General features: G+C 35.6%; 11 protein-coding genes. 9 read left to right on the plus strand and 2 right to left on the minus strand.

Translation table 11 applies throughout. The features are described from left to right. Positions 1 to 215 precede the first annotated feature (215 nt). From HNQ00_RS08750 to HNQ00_RS08785, 8 genes are all read left to right on the plus strand, one after another. Entirely contained in the window at positions 216 to 1,583 is a 1,368-nt protein-coding gene (locus tag HNQ00_RS08750; protein ID WP_173837952.1) for a glycoside hydrolase family protein, read from the plus strand. A gap of 563 nt (positions 1,584 to 2,146) precedes the next feature. After that, positions 2,147 to 3,301, plus strand: coding sequence for a mandelate racemase/muconate lactonizing enzyme family protein (locus tag HNQ00_RS08755; protein ID WP_173837953.1), 1,155 nt, complete (start codon positions 2,147 to 2,149; stop codon positions 3,299 to 3,301). A 19-nt stretch (positions 3,302 to 3,320) separates the two neighbouring features. Beyond that, the gene (locus HNQ00_RS08760; RefSeq protein ID WP_173837954.1) at positions 3,321 to 4,775 is read left to right on the plus strand and encodes an NAD-dependent succinate-semialdehyde dehydrogenase; all 1,455 of its coding nucleotides are present in this window, start codon (positions 3,321 to 3,323) and stop codon (positions 4,773 to 4,775) included. Positions 4,776 to 4,792: 17 nt separating this feature from the next. Beyond that, positions 4,793 to 6,688, plus strand: a complete 1,896-nt coding sequence (locus HNQ00_RS08765; RefSeq protein WP_173837955.1) for a CRTAC1 family protein — start codon at positions 4,793 to 4,795, stop codon at positions 6,686 to 6,688. A 32-nt stretch (positions 6,689 to 6,720) separates the two neighbouring features. Then, entirely contained in the window at positions 6,721 to 8,286 is a 1,566-nt protein-coding gene (locus HNQ00_RS08770; protein WP_173837956.1) for an MFS transporter, read from the plus strand. Between the two features lie 209 nt (positions 8,287 to 8,495). Further along, the gene (locus tag HNQ00_RS08775; RefSeq protein ID WP_173837957.1) at positions 8,496 to 9,977 is read left to right on the plus strand and encodes a family 16 glycosylhydrolase; all 1,482 of its coding nucleotides are present in this window, start codon (positions 8,496 to 8,498) and stop codon (positions 9,975 to 9,977) included. Positions 9,978 to 9,982: 5 nt separating this feature from the next. Further along, positions 9,983 to 11,482, plus strand: a complete 1,500-nt coding sequence (locus tag HNQ00_RS08780) for a family 16 glycosylhydrolase (RefSeq protein ID WP_173837958.1) — start codon at positions 9,983 to 9,985, stop codon at positions 11,480 to 11,482. Between the two features lie 34 nt (positions 11,483 to 11,516). Beyond that, positions 11,517 to 13,502 carry a glycoside hydrolase family 127 protein gene (locus HNQ00_RS08785; protein WP_173837959.1) on the plus strand — a complete coding sequence of 662 codons (1,986 nt, stop codon included), beginning with the start codon at positions 11,517 to 11,519 and terminating at the stop codon, positions 13,500 to 13,502. A 28-nt stretch (positions 13,503 to 13,530) separates the two neighbouring features. On the opposite strand, the gene HNQ00_RS08790 is transcribed toward HNQ00_RS08785, so the two are convergent. Then, positions 13,531 to 14,481: a hypothetical protein gene (locus HNQ00_RS08790; RefSeq protein WP_173837960.1), complete on the minus strand. Its 951-nt coding sequence runs from the start codon at positions 14,479 to 14,481 to the stop codon at positions 13,531 to 13,533. Positions 14,482 to 14,770: 289 nt separating this feature from the next. Here HNQ00_RS08790 and HNQ00_RS08795 point away from each other — a divergent pair, with 289 nt between their 5' ends. Continuing rightward, complete coding sequence (locus HNQ00_RS08795) at positions 14,771 to 16,213, plus strand: sulfatase (protein WP_173837961.1); 1,443 nt, start codon at positions 14,771 to 14,773, stop codon at positions 16,211 to 16,213. Between the two features lie 518 nt (positions 16,214 to 16,731). Here the strand turns inward: HNQ00_RS08795 and HNQ00_RS08800 are convergent. Next, positions 16,732 to 18,357, minus strand: a complete 1,626-nt coding sequence (locus HNQ00_RS08800; RefSeq protein ID WP_173837962.1) for a sulfatase — start codon at positions 18,355 to 18,357, stop codon at positions 16,732 to 16,734. Between the last annotated feature and the right edge of the window lie 126 nt (positions 18,358 to 18,483).

The following is an 18,483-nucleotide window of genomic DNA, read 5'->3' on the forward strand; positions in this document are numbered from 1 at the left end:
TTTTTTTTGAGAAAGGAGGGAACAATCATTTTAATTCAGACTTTTTGTTTGCTAAGTATAAATCGTAAACTAACGTTAAATGTATAAATTGTGATACGAGCTGCTTAAACTATTGCCGTTATTTAAGGTCTAATATATAGTAGATGCGACCTATAATTTAGCACTGTTGTGATTGCATTTAATCTGGTATTACTAAAAAATAAATAAAAACTATAATGAAAAAAGCAATTGCAATCATGCTGTTCTTAACGACAATTACAGCCTTGGCTCAAGACCGATTAACGGATAATGAAAATAGGTTTTACACCAATAAAATTCCGAATAAAGAAATCGAAATCAAATTAACAGGAAAGAATGATGGAACAGATAGCGCTTTGCTAAACGCCAAGATTGCCTCTTTATCAAAAAGTGGCGGAGGAATCATTCATTTGACAAAAGGGAACTACTATTTAATTGATGTGCTACTGCGTTCTAATATTCAGTTAAAGATAGATAAAGAGGTGGTTATCGAACCTTTTCTAGATACAACAGCAAAAAAAATGGGCAATTCTATTTTTGAAGTGGGTAGAAAGTTTCTTGTTGAAAATGTAGCGATAACTAATGCAGAAGAAGATAATGAAGATAAAGCAAATTGGTTTACCGCTAGGTTTCCAAAAGGAGATTACCGAATGAAAATAATTACAGCTTGTAATGTGCGTAATTTTAAGTTCTCTGGTTTTAAAGTGATTGATTCTTACACACCATTTTCGGCTATTGCTTTGAATTTACCTGACAATAGTAACCGCGATGAAGTAGCAAGACAAGGCATTGTTAAGAATGTTTTGTTAACTAATAGTCATGTGGGATATGGAGTGATTCAAATTCAAGCCGGTAAATCTATTTTGTGTAAAAACTTAGAAGGAGTGGGTGGCGTAACTTTGCGAGTAGAAACGGGAAGTGGTGAAACTGGAAAATTGAATGTGCAAACCGTAGATGATATTGTAGGTAGAAATATTACGATAAAAGAAGGAGATGCTGCGCTAACAATTTCCCCGCATAGAGTCGATCAAGGTAGAGTAGATGTCGAAGGGATTACTGCAATTAATTCCACTTTTGCGGTACAACTAGCCGCAGGTTTCAAGGATAGAAAAGAAACTGGAGTTGACAATATAGGAACTTTTGATAGTCGCTCTTATGTGGGTGATATTACTGTCACTGGTGGTAAAGGAGCGCAAGTAAAGTCTAAGGATTTTATGTTTTTTGATTGCGCTGAGCGTAAAGAAATGGCAAGTAAATGTCAGAATCCTGATTTTGAAAGTACTGCAGGACGTTCAATTGGTGTCTTTAGAACCAACTCAACTTTAGAAAGCGGTTGTAAAAACGGTAGTGATGGTGGTTGTTACGAAATCAATATTGGAAAAATTACAAAAACCAATTCTGATTTTTTATTACCGGATAATTTTATTTACAAATCAATGGCGGTTAATGGCTGTGATAAAACGAAAGTGGAGCGAAATGCAGATTGTTTACAGAAAACAGCAACGGAAAATAGTAAAAAAGACACAAAGCCTAAGGGTGTAAATAAGAATAAAAAAAGAGCTTAGTTTTGTTTCGATATAAAGGGTTATGATTGATAACTAACAATACAAAGCTGTCTTTTTTCGAATAATAAATGTGGTCGGGCTAGACTAGGAAATTGGTAATTGTATTCGAATGCTATTATGCACTACAAGAGTTTTTATTAAAATTAGAGCTACTTTGGCAACAGCCAAAAATAAATAAATAATGCAACTACTGTTAGTTAGCTTGACAGTAACTTTAAAATATAAGAATCAGATTTTACTCTTAAACACAATCTGAAAGCACTTAACATGCAGCGCTATAGTTGCTTATTACTATATAAAGAACTGAGTTATGCAAAGTAAATTGACTTTGTGTAATTCAGTTTTTTATTAGACAAATAATCTATATAAGTAAAAAAATTACCCATTTTTTTATTGTTTTCTCATAATAAAGAGATAAAATAGGCTACTTCTTAGGTAATTTATTGACTTAAAAAAGCGTGTAATACATATAATTTAGTAAAAAATAATTCAACATTCATTTTAATGCCTATACCTCTAGGAAGCTGAATTATATATGAATCCTTAAAACTAAATTATTTGTTATGGTTATTGAAAAAATTGAAACCTATGTACTCAAAGATACGCTGTCTAAAAGTTTTTTCTTTTCGCAATGGGAATATGCAGAAAGATGTATTTGTGTAGTGAAAATAACTTGCTCTGACGGTACTTACGGTTGGGGAGAAGGCTACGGACCTGCAAGTATACTTGAGGCTGGAATCGAATTTTTGAAACCTATGGTTATAGGTCAAAACCCATTAGACAATGAGGTAATCTGGAATAGAATGTACCGTAGAACCCTAGATTATGCTCGTAGAGGAATCTTAGTGGCGTCTATGAGTGCAATTGATATTGCGGTATGGGATTTAAAAGGTAAAATTTTAGGGCAATCAATTGCGACTTTACTTGGTGGTGCGCATCGCACAAAAATCCAACCTTATGCAACTGGTTTGTACTTTTCATGTCATGATAATCCGTCTAAGGATTTTGAAGAAGAAGCGAGACTATATGTTTCTCAAGGTTTTAGAGCCATGAAAATGAAGGTGGGTTTAGGGATCAAAGCGGATGTTGCTAACGTGAAGAAAATGCGCGCAATTTTAGGTCCTGATATTCAGTTAATGGTCGATTCTAATCATGCCTATACTTTGAGAGAAGCTATAGAATTGAGTCGATTGATTGAGCCGTATGATATTGCTTGGTTTGAAGAGCCTATTTCGCCAGAGTTTTATGGGCAATATAATGAGTTAAGGCAAAAAACGACAATCCCAATTGCGGGAGGAGAATGTGAATATTTGCGTTTTGGATTCCAACAATTAATTCAAAATAAATCAGTTGATATTTTGCAGCCAGACATTTGCAGTAGTGGCGGACTTACAGAAGCCAAACGTATTTCGGCATTAGCTACAGCAAATGGAGTAGATATTGTTCCGCATACTTGGGGAACAGCAATAGGGATTCATGTGGCGCTGCATTTTATAGCTAATATGGAGTGCATACCAGGAAGAATGTACAATTCAAATTTTTTAATAGAATACGATCAAACAGAAAATGGTCTTCGAGAAAAGTTAACTTTCCCTTCGATAGTAATGAAAGATGGTTATCTTGAAGTCCCAAATCGTCCCGGATTAGGGATAGACGTTGACGAGGACATATTGAAACAGTATGCAATCTCAAAAGATACCATTAAATTAAAACTTTAATTACCAAATTAAAAACAAGATGAAAACACAAGATTTTGGATATAAAAAATTATATATAGACGGTCAATTAGTTGATGCAGTGAGTGGTGAAAAAGCAGCAGTAATTTGTCCAGCTACTGGAGAAGCTATTGCTCAAGTTGCCTTAGCAGGAAAAGCAGATGCTGAAAAAGCATTGATCGCTGCACAAAAAGGATTTAAATTTTGGTCGAAATTATCTTTGGCTGAACGTACCGTTTGGATGACCAAATTAAGAACGGCTATTATCGAAAGAGAAGCAGAATTACGCTCGGCAATGGTGCACGAAATGGGTAAAACCTATGCTGGATCTGCAGAAGATATCGAAGCCATTACCAATGCATTAGAATGGTATCCTGCAGCAATGAAAAACCGTAGAGAAGAGCAAATTCCTGATTACGAGCACACGCATACACACAAGATGGTTGAGCAGGCTGCAGGTGTAGCCGTGGCGTACTTAGCTTGGAATTTTCCGTTATTGAATGTTGGTTTCAAAATTGGACCTGCATTAGCAGCTGGATGTTCATTGATTATCAAACCTTCTGAAATGTCGCCTTTGTCAAGTTATATCCTTGGTGAAATACTACACAGCATTGATTTTCCAGCAGGAGTTGTAAATATTCTTGCAGGTCCTTCTGCAGAAGTGGCTACAACAATGACAACAAGCACAATTCCAGCGGTATTAACCATGATTGGTTCTACAGCGACAGGAAAAAGAATCATTGCAGATAGTACAACATCAATCAAAAAATTAGGAATGGAATTGGGTGGAAATGCACCTTTTATTGTTTTTGAAGATGCTGATTTTGATACCGCTTTGAACTTAGCAATTGGATTAAAATTTGGTAACTCAGGTCAGATATGTGTGGCTGCAAACAGAATTTTTGTACACAAAAATATCTACGATAAATTCTTAGTGGCTTACATTGATAGGGCTTCAAAAATTAAATTAGGATTTAGTATTGATCCTAATGAAAAAGTTGATATGGGACCTGTAGTGGACAGAAAAGCTAGAAACAGAATGTTTGATTTAGTTGCTGATGCTGTAAGCAAAGGAGCAAAATTAGAGTACGGTGGAAAAATTCCTGAGGGTTTCCCAGAAAATGGAAACTGGATGGAACCAACTGTAGTGTCAGGAATCACAACAGATTCTCGTTTGTTTAGAGAAGAAACTTTTGGACCTGTTGCCGGAATTATGTCTTTTGATACAGACGACGAAGTGTTAGAAATGGCAAATGACACAGAGTATGGATTAGCATCTTACCTTTTTACAAACAACCATAAAAGAATTCAACGTTTTACAGAGGATTTAGATTTTGGAGAAATTCAAATTAATGGAGTGAAATATGCCATCTACCTGCCTCATGGTGGAATTAAAAATAGTGGTATCGGACATGACTGTTCGCATTTAGCACTTGATGATTATTTGGTGAAGAAAAGAGTGTCTACTGCAATCTAATTTTAGAATTATTTAAAATGGAGAGAATAAATAAACCTTTAAAAGTGGCACTTTATGCCTTTACCGTAAGTTGCATTCTAGCTAATGTAAGTAATGGTCAAGAGTCAGCGCTTGCTACTGCAAATCGCAACTTTACCGAAGTGGGTAAGGAGTTTTCCATTAAAGATAAAAATCTTAGAAAGTGGGATGCGCCTGTTGTAGTCGATTTAGATAACGATGGCTATCTTGATTTGTTAATTAATGATCATGGTTATGGCGTACAAGTTTGCTGGAATAATAAAGGGAAATTTGAAAAACCATACGACATATTAATAGGAGACGTTCACGGAGTTTCTGTGGGTGATCTTGATGGCGACGGAAATTTAGAGATTATAATGGCTCGCGGCGGTGGCTCTGGTGGTAATGCTCGAAATTCTAAATTGTTCACTGTAAATAAAAAGCGTGAATTTATTGAGCTTCCTGAATTTAATGTACCACTAGAAATGATGCGCGGTCGTACCGTTAAGTTTGTAGATTTAGATAATGACGGTGATTTAGATCTATTAAATTTTGCTTTCCCTGACGCAGATAAAAAAGGAGAAAGTGAAAATTATATCTATGAAAATATAGGTAAAGGGGAACTAGTTCTTAAATCTAAATTACCTGCTATAAAAGCAGACGGTCAAAAAACGTTAGTAACAGATTATAATGGGGATGCTATTGTAGATATCATTATGTATGGTAATGGCAGTGTGAAAGCTTTTCAAGGTTTAGGAGATCTTACTTTTAAAGAAGTTACAGATAAAATATTCCCATTTAAAATAGATGATGTTACGAGTATTAACGAAATAGATTATGACAATGATGGCGATTTCGATTTGTTCTTTACACGCTCAAAAGATTTTGAAATAGGGGAAACATTCTTTGATAAAGAAAGTAAAACATGGGGCTTTTTTACAAAAAGGGGCGCTTTTAAGTTTGCAGATCTTGAAGTAGGCGATGTATTGAACATGGAAAATTTTCAGTCACAATGGCCTAATGCCGATACTTATTTTATTGGAGAATCTGGGTATGATTATAAATTCCCAGCAGAGACGCACTCTGGTAAAAACATTAGATTAGTAAACAGCAATTCTCTTGGGTTTCCTGATAATTATAAAGACAAATCTGGTTTTTACATAGGCTATGTAGGAAATGATAAATGGAGAATCGCAGGATCTCTTAATGCTCCGGCAACAGGTGTGGTACGTGGCGTATTAGACTATCCTGATTACAAGCACCCTAAAGCTCCAAGCACCTTATTGTTAGAAAATAAAGGAGGGAAATTTACTGATGTTACTGAGAAGTCAAAAATATTCTTGAATGAGTTTATCGAAGGAGCAATAGTGGCTGATTTTGATAACAATGGTTTTGCAGATATTTTAATGGTAAAACGAGGCGATTTAATTCATCCCAATAAATCAGTATTGTATCTTAATTCTGGAAACGCCTCATTTGAACCTATCCAAGATTTAGCAATTGTTTCTAATGAATTAGGAGCGATAGGGATGGCGGTTGAAACCATCGATTATGATTTAGATGGAAAAATAGATGTAGTCATTGGGAACGAAAGAGGAAAATGGCACTTGTTCAAAAATGAGTTGGCAAATGCTGCTAAAAATAAATCGGTTACTATCGAAATAGGCAACTCTAAGTCGGGAAAAGCGATAGCTTTAGGAGCGGTGGTCGAACTGCAGTCTTGTAACAAAAAACAAATACAGCGTGTAGGAGCCACTGGAGCATCTTACTCACTTAGCTTCAATAAATTTATCCATTTTGGACTAGATTCTTGTGATAAAGCAATTAAAGTTAAAGTGACCTGGTCAAATGGAGAAACTAGTAAACAATCTGTTAATTCGATCAATAATAAAATTTTAATCGGAACTAAAAACTAACCAATAACCAATTTTTAATACATCATTTAATTATGAGTTCATATAAAAGAAACGCATTTACTTATGCCACAATTGTAGCCTTTGGAGGCTTTGTTTTTGGCTTAGATGCAGCGGTAATATCAGGAACAGTAAAGTTTATTACTGAGGAGTTTTCTTTAAATCCTATGCAATTAGGGATTGTCGTGGGTGCTCCTAGTATAGGTGTCTTGTTGGCTCTGTTTTTTGCAGGTAGTGCCTGTAATGCTTTAGGTAGAAGAACAACCTTAAAAATCATTGCATTATTGTATTTAATTTCGGCGGTAGGAGCAACAATTGCACCTACATATTGGACACTAGTCGCTTCTCGCTTCTTAGGTGGTTTGGCTTTTAGTTCGATTTCTGTTGCGTCAATGTATATTGGTGAGATTGCACCACCTAAATGGCGCGGTAAATTAGTATCGATGACTCAAATAAACATCGTTTTAGGTTTATCAGCCGCTTATTTTATCAATTATCTTATTCTAAATTATGCAAACTCAGATGCTGCTTGGGTTGTGAGTACTGGTTTAAAAACTAATGTATGGCGATGGATGTTAGGATCTGAAATCATTCCTGCGTTTGCCTGGTTAGTAGCTTTATTTTTCATACCTAGAAGCCCAGCTTGGTTGATGCTTAATGGTAAAAAAGAAGAAGCAATTAACACGCTTAGAAAAATTCAAGCAGAGGAGGAAGTAACCATTTTAATTTCAGAAATGGAAAATGAGATCACTACTGGTTCTCAAGATCATTCTCTTGTATCTCAATTAAAAGAAATCTTTAGTAAAAAAATGCGTGTCATTTTAATTATCGCAACCACCATTGCCATTGCGCAACAAGCTACGGGAATCAACGCAATATTATTTTATGCTCCTACTGTTTTTGAACAAATTGGAGGTGGATCAGATACTGCTTTTATGCAATCTATTTGGGTAGGATTAACTAGTGTGGTTTTTACGATTCTAGGTTTATTGTTAGTAGATAAACTAGGACGTAGACCATTAATTATATGGGGAATGGCCTGGATAATTCTAAGTTTAGGGATTTGCTTTTACGGATTTCAAACTGCGAGATATACCATAACTACCGAAGCGATTACAGCATTATCATCAGTTGATAATGTACAAAGACTGCAACCTATTGTGGGTGTGGAGTATGGTAGCGATATCGAATTTAAAAAAGCATTAGAAGATAATTTAGGCGCGGTAGATGCACGTAACTATGAGAGTATTTTGATTCAAAAAGCAGCAACTATTAATTCAATTTTGATTCTAGTAGGAATACTTAGTTTTATTGCTGCATTTCATTTTTCTGTAGGGCCAGTAATGTGGGTATTGTTCTCAGAGATTTTCCCAAATTCTATTAGAGGTATCGCTATCCCATTTTTTACATTGATAACAAGCTTAGTGAGTATGCTAGTTCAGGTATTTTTCCCTAAGCAGCTCGCCACTATGGGAATAAGTTACACCTTGCTATTTTATGCAGTGACTGTCGCTATAGGGTTAGTGATTTTGTACCGCTATTTAGTAGAGACAAAAAATATGACTATTGAGGAAATTCAATTGAAACTCCAGAACAAATAAGTTAGAATTTAAAGCACTACAAACTTAAAGTGTGTGGGGTGTGTTGTACGAAATGATATAATTACCCACAGATTAAATCGTTATAAGCATAGTAAGCTGTTACTAAAATTAGTAGAATTCAGAGCGAGATGTAGTTAAATAGCATGGTTTTGCAAGCTGTTGAAAGTCAATAAAATTTTATTATTAAACGAATATTAAAACAAAAAGAGATGAGATATGTCAGTGTTAATTTGCTATTACTTGTTAGTGCAATAGTATTTTCGAATATAGGTTGTGCGCAGAAAAAGCAAAGTAAATCGGCTATCAAAAGTAAAGCAATCGACCAAAAGGTATATCCGTTTTCTGATCAAGAAAATGCTGGTGGTTGGGTATTAAACGAGGAAGTAAGTGATGAGTTTGATGGTGATACAATCGATACTACAAAATGGTTTGTTGAAGGTCAAAATGGAGATTATTACATCTGGAAAGGGCGAGCACCTTCACAGTTTGCGCCACACAATGTAATTGTAGAAGGCGGTAAATTAAAATTAAGAACACAATGGGAGCCCAATTTTAACTTTGCTAAAGAAAATTATGCAGATGGTGCAAACACTGATGTTTATGGTATGCATGAAGGAAAGCCACTGCCAGTGACGACGGCAGGTATTGTTAGCAAAAAAAGATTTTTAAATGGCTATATGGAAGTAAAGTCAAAAGCAGGTAATGCTGCTATTACTGCCGCTTTCTGGGCTATTGGGTACGAACAAGAGTTAGATGTGTACGAACAAATGGGGAACCCTAAAATTGACGGAACCATCTTATCTAATACCGTTAGAACAGCGATTCATGATTGGAGTCCGCCTGCAATACGTCCTACAAAAGCGTTTGGAAATGACGAATTAGTAAATTATAAAACCGCCGATTCTTTTCACGTTTATGGAGTAGAATGGGGTGCAGATTTCTTAAAAGTTTTTAGAGATGGAAAGCTAACTTATGAAGCACATCAAAAAGAATTAGGTACAGACTGGGTGCTAAACAATCCGATGGAAGTATGGTTGGATTCTGAAATTTTTAAATGGTTAGGTGTTCCTCATAAAGAAGAGCTTCCAGTAGATTTTGAGGTAGAATACATGCGTGTATGGCAAAAACCATCAGATAATTTATTAGCAAGAGACCGTGCATTTTATGGTTTTGAAGGACCTATTTTATTCGAAAATAATCCAAGACCGCTTACTATGGTTCCTGAGGATTCAACGCCTAATGACTATCAAAAGTTTTGGTCAATTGACAGCACATCTGCAAAATATTTGAAAATAGTAGAAGGTGATTATGCTTCTGGTGTCAACAGTTTAGCCTTTTCAGGTTATGGTAAAAACGAAAAATTAGAAGCAGATAAAGTGCAAGCGATCACTCCAGAAGGAGCTTTGAAATTGGCTGCAGGAGCTTTTAAAATTAGCATGAAAGTATGGCTGGATGAAGGTAGAATCGCAGATAAAATACACGTGCAGTTAAATAATCCTAAACTAACTGTAGTTTTTGCCGATCTTACAAAATTAGCCAGGAGACAATGGGTGACGGTTGAGGCTTTATTTACAAGAAATCAACCATCAGAGTTGAATGATGGAATGCTAATCGAAATCAAAAAAGAAGATTTACCAGAGACTAAAGCAGCTAAATTATTTATTGACGATATACAAATTACAAAAATATAATTACCATGTTAAAAACCACAAAAGTTAAATCATTGTTCTTGCTTCCTTTGACCGTATTAATGGGAATAGGTTGTAGCAGTACAAAAGCACAAAGCACAGAAAGGACGCAAAAGACAGAATCAGCTGTTGCTAAATACAATCCTTATTCTGATCCAAAAAATACGGAAGGTTGGGTACTTAATGAAGAAATTAGTGACGAATTTGAAGGTACTAAAATTGACACTACAAAATGGTTTGTAGAGGGACAAAACGGCGATTATTATATCTGGAAAGGAAGAGCGCCCTCACAATTTGCACCTCATAATGTGAGTGTTAAAGATGGTAAATTGAAATTAAGAACAGCATGGGAACCTAAATATCCATTTGCTAAAGAAGAGTATGCCGATGGAAATATGGGAGCGTCTGTATATGGAATGATCGACGGAAAACCGTTGCCTATCACAACGGCAGGCGTTATCTCTAAAAAACGTTTTTTAAACGGTTATATGGAAGTAAAATCTAAAGTAGGTAACGCTGCAATTACTGGCGCTTTTTGGGCCATTGGTTACGAGCAAGAATTAGATGTTTATGAATTAATGGGGAACCCAAAAGTTAAAACGGGAAACATTAAAGAAAATTCATATTTAGCAACGGCACACGACTGGAGTCCTCCGGCAACAAGACCAACAAACGTTTTTCAACACACAGAAAATTTGCCTTATAGAACCGCAGATGCTTTTCATGTGTATGGAGCAGAATGGGGTGAAGATTATTTAAAATTGTTCATAGATGGTAAACTAGTGCATCAATTTTCACAAGACGAAGTAGGGACAGACTGGGTACTAAATAATCCAATGGAAGTTTGGTTGGATTCTGAAATTTTTAAATGGTTAGGTTTGCCTCATAAAGAAGAACTACCTGTTGATTTTGAAATCGAATACATGCGTGTTTGGCAAAAGCCATCTGATAATTTACTCGCTAAAGACCGTGCATTTTATGGTTTTGAAGGCCCTATTTTATTCGAAAATAATAAAAGACCACTTAAAATGGTACCTGAAGATTCTACACCAAATGAGTATCAAAAATTTTGGTTGATAGATGCGCCTTCATCGAAATATTTAGAAATTGTCGAAGGAGATTATGCTTCGGGAGTGAACAGTCTCAAATTTACAGGATTTGGTAAAAACGAAAAATTAGAAGCAGAAAAAGTAATTGCTAAAACGCCAGATGGATCTTTAAAACTACCGGCGGGTGATTTTACTTTATCAATGAAGCTGTGGCTAGATCAAGGACGTATTGCAAATACAATTCATGTGACCTTACAAAACCCGAAGTTAGAAGTCGAGTTTAAAGATTTAGAAAAATTAGCGAGAAGACAATGGGTAACCGTTGAAGCAAAAATTTCTAGAGCACAAGCTTCTGCAATTAATGACGGAATGGAGATTGAAATTCGCAAAGCAGACCTACCCAAAACAAAAGCGGCCAAACTGTATATTGACGATATAGCAGTGCACAAAGTAAAATAGATAAAAGAGAAGATTAGAATATAAAACACACATTATGAGCACAAGTTCAAACAATCATAACAACGCAATTACAAATAACTCTGAAAGTCCTTTTGTAAAATTGAAAAGTATCAATTTTGGTGACTGCAAATGGGATACCGGATTCTGGGCTGATAAAGTAAAAACGGCCGAAGATCACATGCTTCCTTACATGGGCGATTTATTGTGTGGAGATATTGGTCATGGTTTAAATAATTTTAAAATTGCTGCAGGTGAAAAAGAGGGAGAGCACAAAGGGTTCTACTGGCATGATGGTGATTTTTATAAATTTATGGAGGCCAAAACCTATATCTATGGCTTAACAAAAAATGAGTCTATCTTAAAAGAATTGGACGAGTACATTGCTGTTATAGGTAGAGCTCAAGAGGAGGATGGTTACATTCATACTCATATCCAAATCACAGAAGGGGCAGACCGTTTTGAAAATAGAAAATACCACGAAATGTATAATTGTGGGCATTTATTTATAGCAGGTACAGTGCACTATCGCATTACAGGACAACGCAATTTTCTTGATATAGCGGTGAAAATGGCCAACTTACTATGTGCGTATTTTATGCCTGATACAAAGCATTATCAACGTTTTGGTTTCAACCAAACGCAAATAATGGGCTTGGTGGAATTGTTTAGAACGACACGAGATGAAAAATACTTAAAGCTAGCAGAAAAGTTTATAAACCGTCGAGGGACTTATGAAATAAAACACGATTCTACAACTGAGGGATATCCTATAGGGGATATGGTGCAAGAAAGAACGCCTCTGAGAGAATCTAAAGAAGCAGTAGGGCATGCAGTTTTAGCTTTGTACTATTACGCAGGTGCTGCTGATGTTTATGCCGAAACAGGTGAACAAGCCTTGATAGATGCATTAGACGGCTTGTGGGAGAATGTTACAGGCAAAAAGATGTACGTAACAGGAGCAGTTGGTCAAGCCCATTTTGGTGCTTCGACTAATTTAGATATGATTCAAGAAGGTTTTATAGACGCCTACATGATGCCTAATATGACTGCCTATAATGAGACTTGTGCTAACTTGTGCAATGCTATGTTTAGCAGTAGAATGATGGCTATAAAAGAGGAATCTAAATATGCAGATATTATAGAACTTGTACTGTACAACAGTGGATTATCTGGAATTAGTATTGAAGGAAAAGATTATTTTTATTCTAATCCGTTGCGTATGGTCAACAATTCTAGGGATTATGAATCTCATGCTGATGTTACTGAGAGCCCAGTACGACAACCTTATATTGAGTGTTTTTGTTGTCCTCCTAACTTAGTAAGGACCATTTGTAAAAGTTCAGGATGGGCTTATAATTTATCTGAAAATGGTGTGGCAGTAGTGTTGTTTGGTGGGAATACCTTAGATACTAATTTGCTAGATGGTTCGGCAATTAAATTATCACAAGACACAGACTATCCTTGGAAAGGTATCGTTAAAATTACCGTTGAAGAATGTAAGAATGATGCTTTTGATATTAAAGTTAGAATTCCTAATTGGGCTATTGGTAGTAGTTTGACTGTTAACGGAGAAGCGGTTACTACGACCATCAATCCAGGTAATTTTGCTACGATTACTAGAGCCTGGAAAGCGGGTGATGTTATCATTTTAGACATGCCTATGGAGGTTACTTTAATCGAAGGTCACAATAGAATTGAAGAAGTTAGAAATCAAGTAGCGGTTAAAAGAGGCCCTATTGTATACTGTTTAGAAACACCAGATTTACCTGGAGGCGTTTCAATATTAGATGTGTATTTTGATGGTAACGGTCCTAAAGAGGCTGTACATAAAGAGGATTTTCTTGGTGGCATAACTGTTGTCGAAGCGCCACTCTTAATTAGAGCAGCAAAGACAGATGATATGTATCAAACAGTTAATAAGCCAGCATTTCAATCGTATAAGGCGCAACTAGTTCCTTACTATGCTTGGAGCAATAGAGGACAGGCAGAGATGACTGTTTTTCTACCTGTTGTTTGGTAATAATAAAGCAAATTAACAAAGCCGAAAACTAAAACGTTACTTTTTCTAACGTCCAGTTTTCGGTTTTTTTATTGGACCAATCTTGATTTATTGCATAGTACGTGTTGGGAGCAACTTGGGCAATTGTGGTACTTTTATTTATTTTTTTCGAATGGACAACTGTCGCCGAAATCCAATTATCAGTACTAATTAACTCTCTGACATAATAGTCTTTGTTTTGATCTGCAGCAAATGATACTCCTACAATGTTGTTTTTTTCATTTAATAGCATACCATCAAATCCTTCAAATTCTTTTAGTTCGATAATCGTAGCTTCTTCTGGATTTGATAACGGTATTTTTACTAGTTGTGAATGAGCATTGCTATAACTTACCAGTAAATAGCCATCTGGATGCGCTACAATTCCGTTAGGTTTTGAAAAGCCTTCTTTTTCGAAAAAAATAGTGGGTTGGAGATTACTATTAACTTTATAAATCACATCCTCTAAGCGACCTGTTACATAAATATCACTCGATAAACTCACAGCTACATCATTTACTTGATGGCTCATCTTGTTAGTTAATAAAGGAGTTAGTGCAATAGAATGCTGCAAGTTTCCACTAATGAGATTATATATGGCTAGATTTCCTGATAATTTATCGTTTTCACAGGCTAGTAAACGGTTGTTCTTAAAATCTACTTCCAGACCAAAACTGGACATACTTGAACCCGTACTAGTATTCGAAAATACCGTAGCAATACCATTTAAACTTACTGCTACAATTTTTGGCTCTTTGTTTATCGCACTTAGATAAAAGTTGTTTTTACTATAGTCAAATGCAATTCCCTCTGGATTTTGACCAGCTGCATTAAATGTTATTTGGTTAGGATAGCTATTTGTTTTTTTCTTGTATACACTATCAGTTTGCTTTAGTTTACATGAAACGGGCAATAGAATTAAAGGAATGGCAATCGAAAATAGTAGTTTAGATTTAAGCATAATTGGTCGTTTATGTTAGTATTAGAATGAGTTATAAAGAAACTGCAAAATGGCTAATATTTTGCGGTAGAAATTATCCAAGACTTACTGACTATTAACGATTTCAAAATAATTCAGGCTAAAAAAAACACATTTTAATTTTTTATTTGCCAAATAAGGTTAAAATCGAATACTTATATGATAAAATGACCTTTATTAAATCAAATGTTTTTGCGTCAATTTGTAAAGCAACAGTAGTTAAATAATGTTAGTTAGGCTGGTGTTACTAAAAATAAATAAAAACAATGCTATGAAAAAAATAGTACTACTACTTACAATTGTTGGTTTCCAAATGACTGTCAATGCTCAAAAGAAACCCAATATTGTATTCTTATTTTGTGATGATGCTGGTTATGCTGATTTTGGTTTTCAAGGCAGTAAGATTATGAAAACACCCAACTTAGATAAACTGGCAAAGCGTGGGGTAAAATTCACGCAAGGTTATGTTACTGATGCCACTTGTGCGCCTTCAAGAGCAGGACTTATAACGGGTAAATACCAGCAACGTTTTGGTTATGAAGAAATCAATGTACCAGGTTATATGAGTGAAAGTTCAAAGTTTCTTGGTGATGATATGGGGTTACCATTAGATCAAGTAACAATGGCTGATTATCTTAAAAAGCTAGGTTACACTAGTGCTATGATTGGAAAATGGCATTTAGGGGATGCAGATCGCTTTCATCCATTAAAAAGAGGTTTTGATGAATTTTATGGTTTTAGAGGTGGTGACCGTAGCTACTATGCTTACAAAGGAGACTTAAAAGGGAACAACTTAGATAAGAGAATGGAGAATGGTTTTGGGAATTTTGAAGAACCTGATGGTTATGCCACAGATGTTTTTGGAGAGAAAGCAGTTTCTTTTATCGAAAGAAATCAAGACAAGCCATTTTTTCTTTACTTAGCTTTTAACGCGGTGCATACGCCTGTTGAAGCAACTGCTGAAGATTTAAAACAATTTCCAGAGCTAGTAGGGGTACGTCAAGAAGTTGCTGCGATGACCCTAGCTTTAGATAGAGCGTGTGGTAAAGTGCTAGATAAATTAAAAGAATTAGGCTTAGATGAAAATACGATTGTAGTTTTCTCAAATGATAATGGCGGACCTACAGATAATAATGCTTCTATAAATTTACCATTGAGTGGTACAAAATCCAATCATTTAGAAGGCGGTTTGAGAGTGCCGTTTTTAGTGAGTTGGCCAGCGCAATTAAAGGCAAACCAAGTATATAACTACCCGGTAAGCACGTTAGATTTATTGCCTACTTTTTACGTTGCAGGAGGAGGAAATAGCGCAGATTTGAAAGACATTGATGGGGTAAATCTTGTACCGTATTTAAAAGGAGAGGAAACACAAAGACCACATGAAACAATGTTTTGGAAAAAAGAAAATCGTGCTGTTTATAGAGAGAACGATTGGAAACTAATTCGTTTTCCTGATAGACCAGCAGAGCTGTATGACTTGACAAAAGATATCTCTGAGCAAAACGATTTAGCTACAAAATATCCTGAACGAGTTAGAAAGATGTACAAACAACTTTTTAGTTGGGAATTGACCTTAGAGCGACCTTTGTGGATGCTTAAAAGAAAATTTGAAAAGTATGATATTGATCGAATGGACCGTTATAGAAGTCCAGAGTTAGTTAAAAAGGAAATGAAGTTAATGAGTGATCCTTCGTATTTTGGAAAAACCCATTAATTAAGTTGGTTTTTTTTTATTAGTTAGTAAAAATCCAGTATTAGTAGTTCGCTACTGTACTGGATTTTTCTATTTAAACTATGTTTTGTTTCTGTTTTTACGGCTTTTTATTATCAAAGATGTTCAGGTTATCTAGATTTGCATAGAATAATTACAATTAATCGGCTTGAATTTTCAACAACCATTTGGCTGTTTTTTTGTTTTCGAAATGAGTAATAACGCGCTATTTTAATAAGGTAGAGGTAGCGCTATGATTCAAGCTAAGAATTAAGTTTTAATAGTGTCAAGAAAGTGTCGTTATTGATTATTGCTGCTGTTATGCTTGAATGTATTCGCTTCACAGAAAAATGTTTAATTGATACTAGTTTAGTTGAGATAACTAGCTAGCAGTATTACACTACCGTTCATCAGTGAATTCAGCCGTACCTATTATAAAATTAAATCAGTAATCTACCCAAAAAAAAATCCAGCAATAGAAAGTCTTTCTACGCTGGATTCTTCAATACTATCTTAATAAATTACGACTGCTTTTTATTAGATAAAGCTATTAATTCTTTTACAATTTTTGGATTTTGCTTTGCGATATTTACCGTTTCATTTGGATCTTTTACGTGATCGTATAATTCTACGTATAATGGCGTATCGTTGGGTTTTCTTCTATCTTTCCAAACAACAATTCTATAATTATCTGTTCGCATTGCGTAGCCCATTACAAATTGTTCAAATGTTTTTCGATCCCACTTGTCACCCATTTGAGCCTCTATTTTTGCTTCTATTTTTTCGATTAGCGGCATGAAGAAAGTAGTTCTAAACGGCGGTGTAAATGGACGCGCTGCCCATTCACGCAAAGCTGGTGTTGGAAATACGCTAAATGCAGGTTTTGATGATTTTGCAGCAGGATTTTTCAAAAACGGAACTAAACTTTGACCCTCTAAATGTGCCGGTTTATTGATGCCCGCTAATTCACATAAAGTAGGATATAAATCAATTAGCTCAACGGTAGCATCTGATTGATGGCCTTTGGATTTGCTCGTTACACCAGGTGCAGAAATTATAAACGGTACGCGAGTGGCAATCTCATAGTTGGTTGCTTTCCCCCAATATCCCATTTCTCCCAAATTAAATCCGTGGTCAGACCATAATACGATCACAGTATTGTCATACTCGCCAGAATCTTTCAAGGCTTGGATCATTTTTCCTAATTGAGCGTCTATATAACTGATACACGCATAGTAACCATGTTTTAGTTTCCTCTGTAATTCAGGGCTAAATTCACCCGTTTTAGGCATGTCTGCTGAAACGCGTAGCTCTAAGGATTCTGATAGCGCCATACTTGCACCATCAATAGGAGGGCTAACTTGAGTCGCAATTGGAATTTTTGATTCGTCATACAGGTCCCAGTATTTTTTTGGAGCAATCCAATCAAGGTGTGGTTTTTTAAATCCTAGTGCAAGAAACCAAGGTTTGTCCCCCTTTTTAACCATGTCATTTAACGTTGCAATTGCAGACAAGGTGTTGTATCCATCATCATAGGTTTCGTCTGGTACATCAGCAGATTCTAAGGCAGGACCTTTATCTAGCCAATTCTCACGAATAAGTTTGGCGCCATATTTAGCTTCTAATTCTTCTTTATTTTTTGCATACATCTCTTGGCTTGCCGCAAGCGCATATCCTCCAGATATCTTAGGTACATTATCACCCACTTGTACCTTCACCGGTTTTCTACTCCAAGACATTTCATCATCTGTAAACCCAGGGTGAAATACTTTTCCTGTAAAGACAGTTTCATAACCGTTTTCCTTAAAGTGCTGTGGGATCGTCACAATGCTTGGTACATTTTCTCTAAAATCTTGAAACAAGTCAATTACATTTATAGTCTCATTGCGTGCTCCAGTCATGACACTAGCACGTGAAGGACCACAAATAGCCTCTTGACAATACGCACGGTTAAATTGTACTCCGTTTTGAGACAAAGCATCGATATTAGGAGATTTTACAATTTCTGAGCCATAGGTTCCTAACTCTGCGCGCAGGTCATCAACTGCAATGAATAAGATATTGGGTTGTTTCTTTTTCTGCGAAAAAGCACTGTAGGAACTAAGTACTGCTAGTAGTAAAAGTGGGAGTAGTTGTTTTGTTTTCATCGAATAAAAGTTAGCTAAAGTAAATTACGTTTTTAGTTTAATAGATCGAATTACAAATAAGGAAAATATGTCAGTTATTTTAATCATTAAGATTACCCTTTGCTATAAAGATTTTACCCGAAAATT

It is taken from the genome of Flavobacterium aeripolare, from assembly GCF_013294025.1.
Classification (GTDB): Bacteria; Bacteroidota; Bacteroidia; order Flavobacteriales; family Flavobacteriaceae; genus Flavobacterium.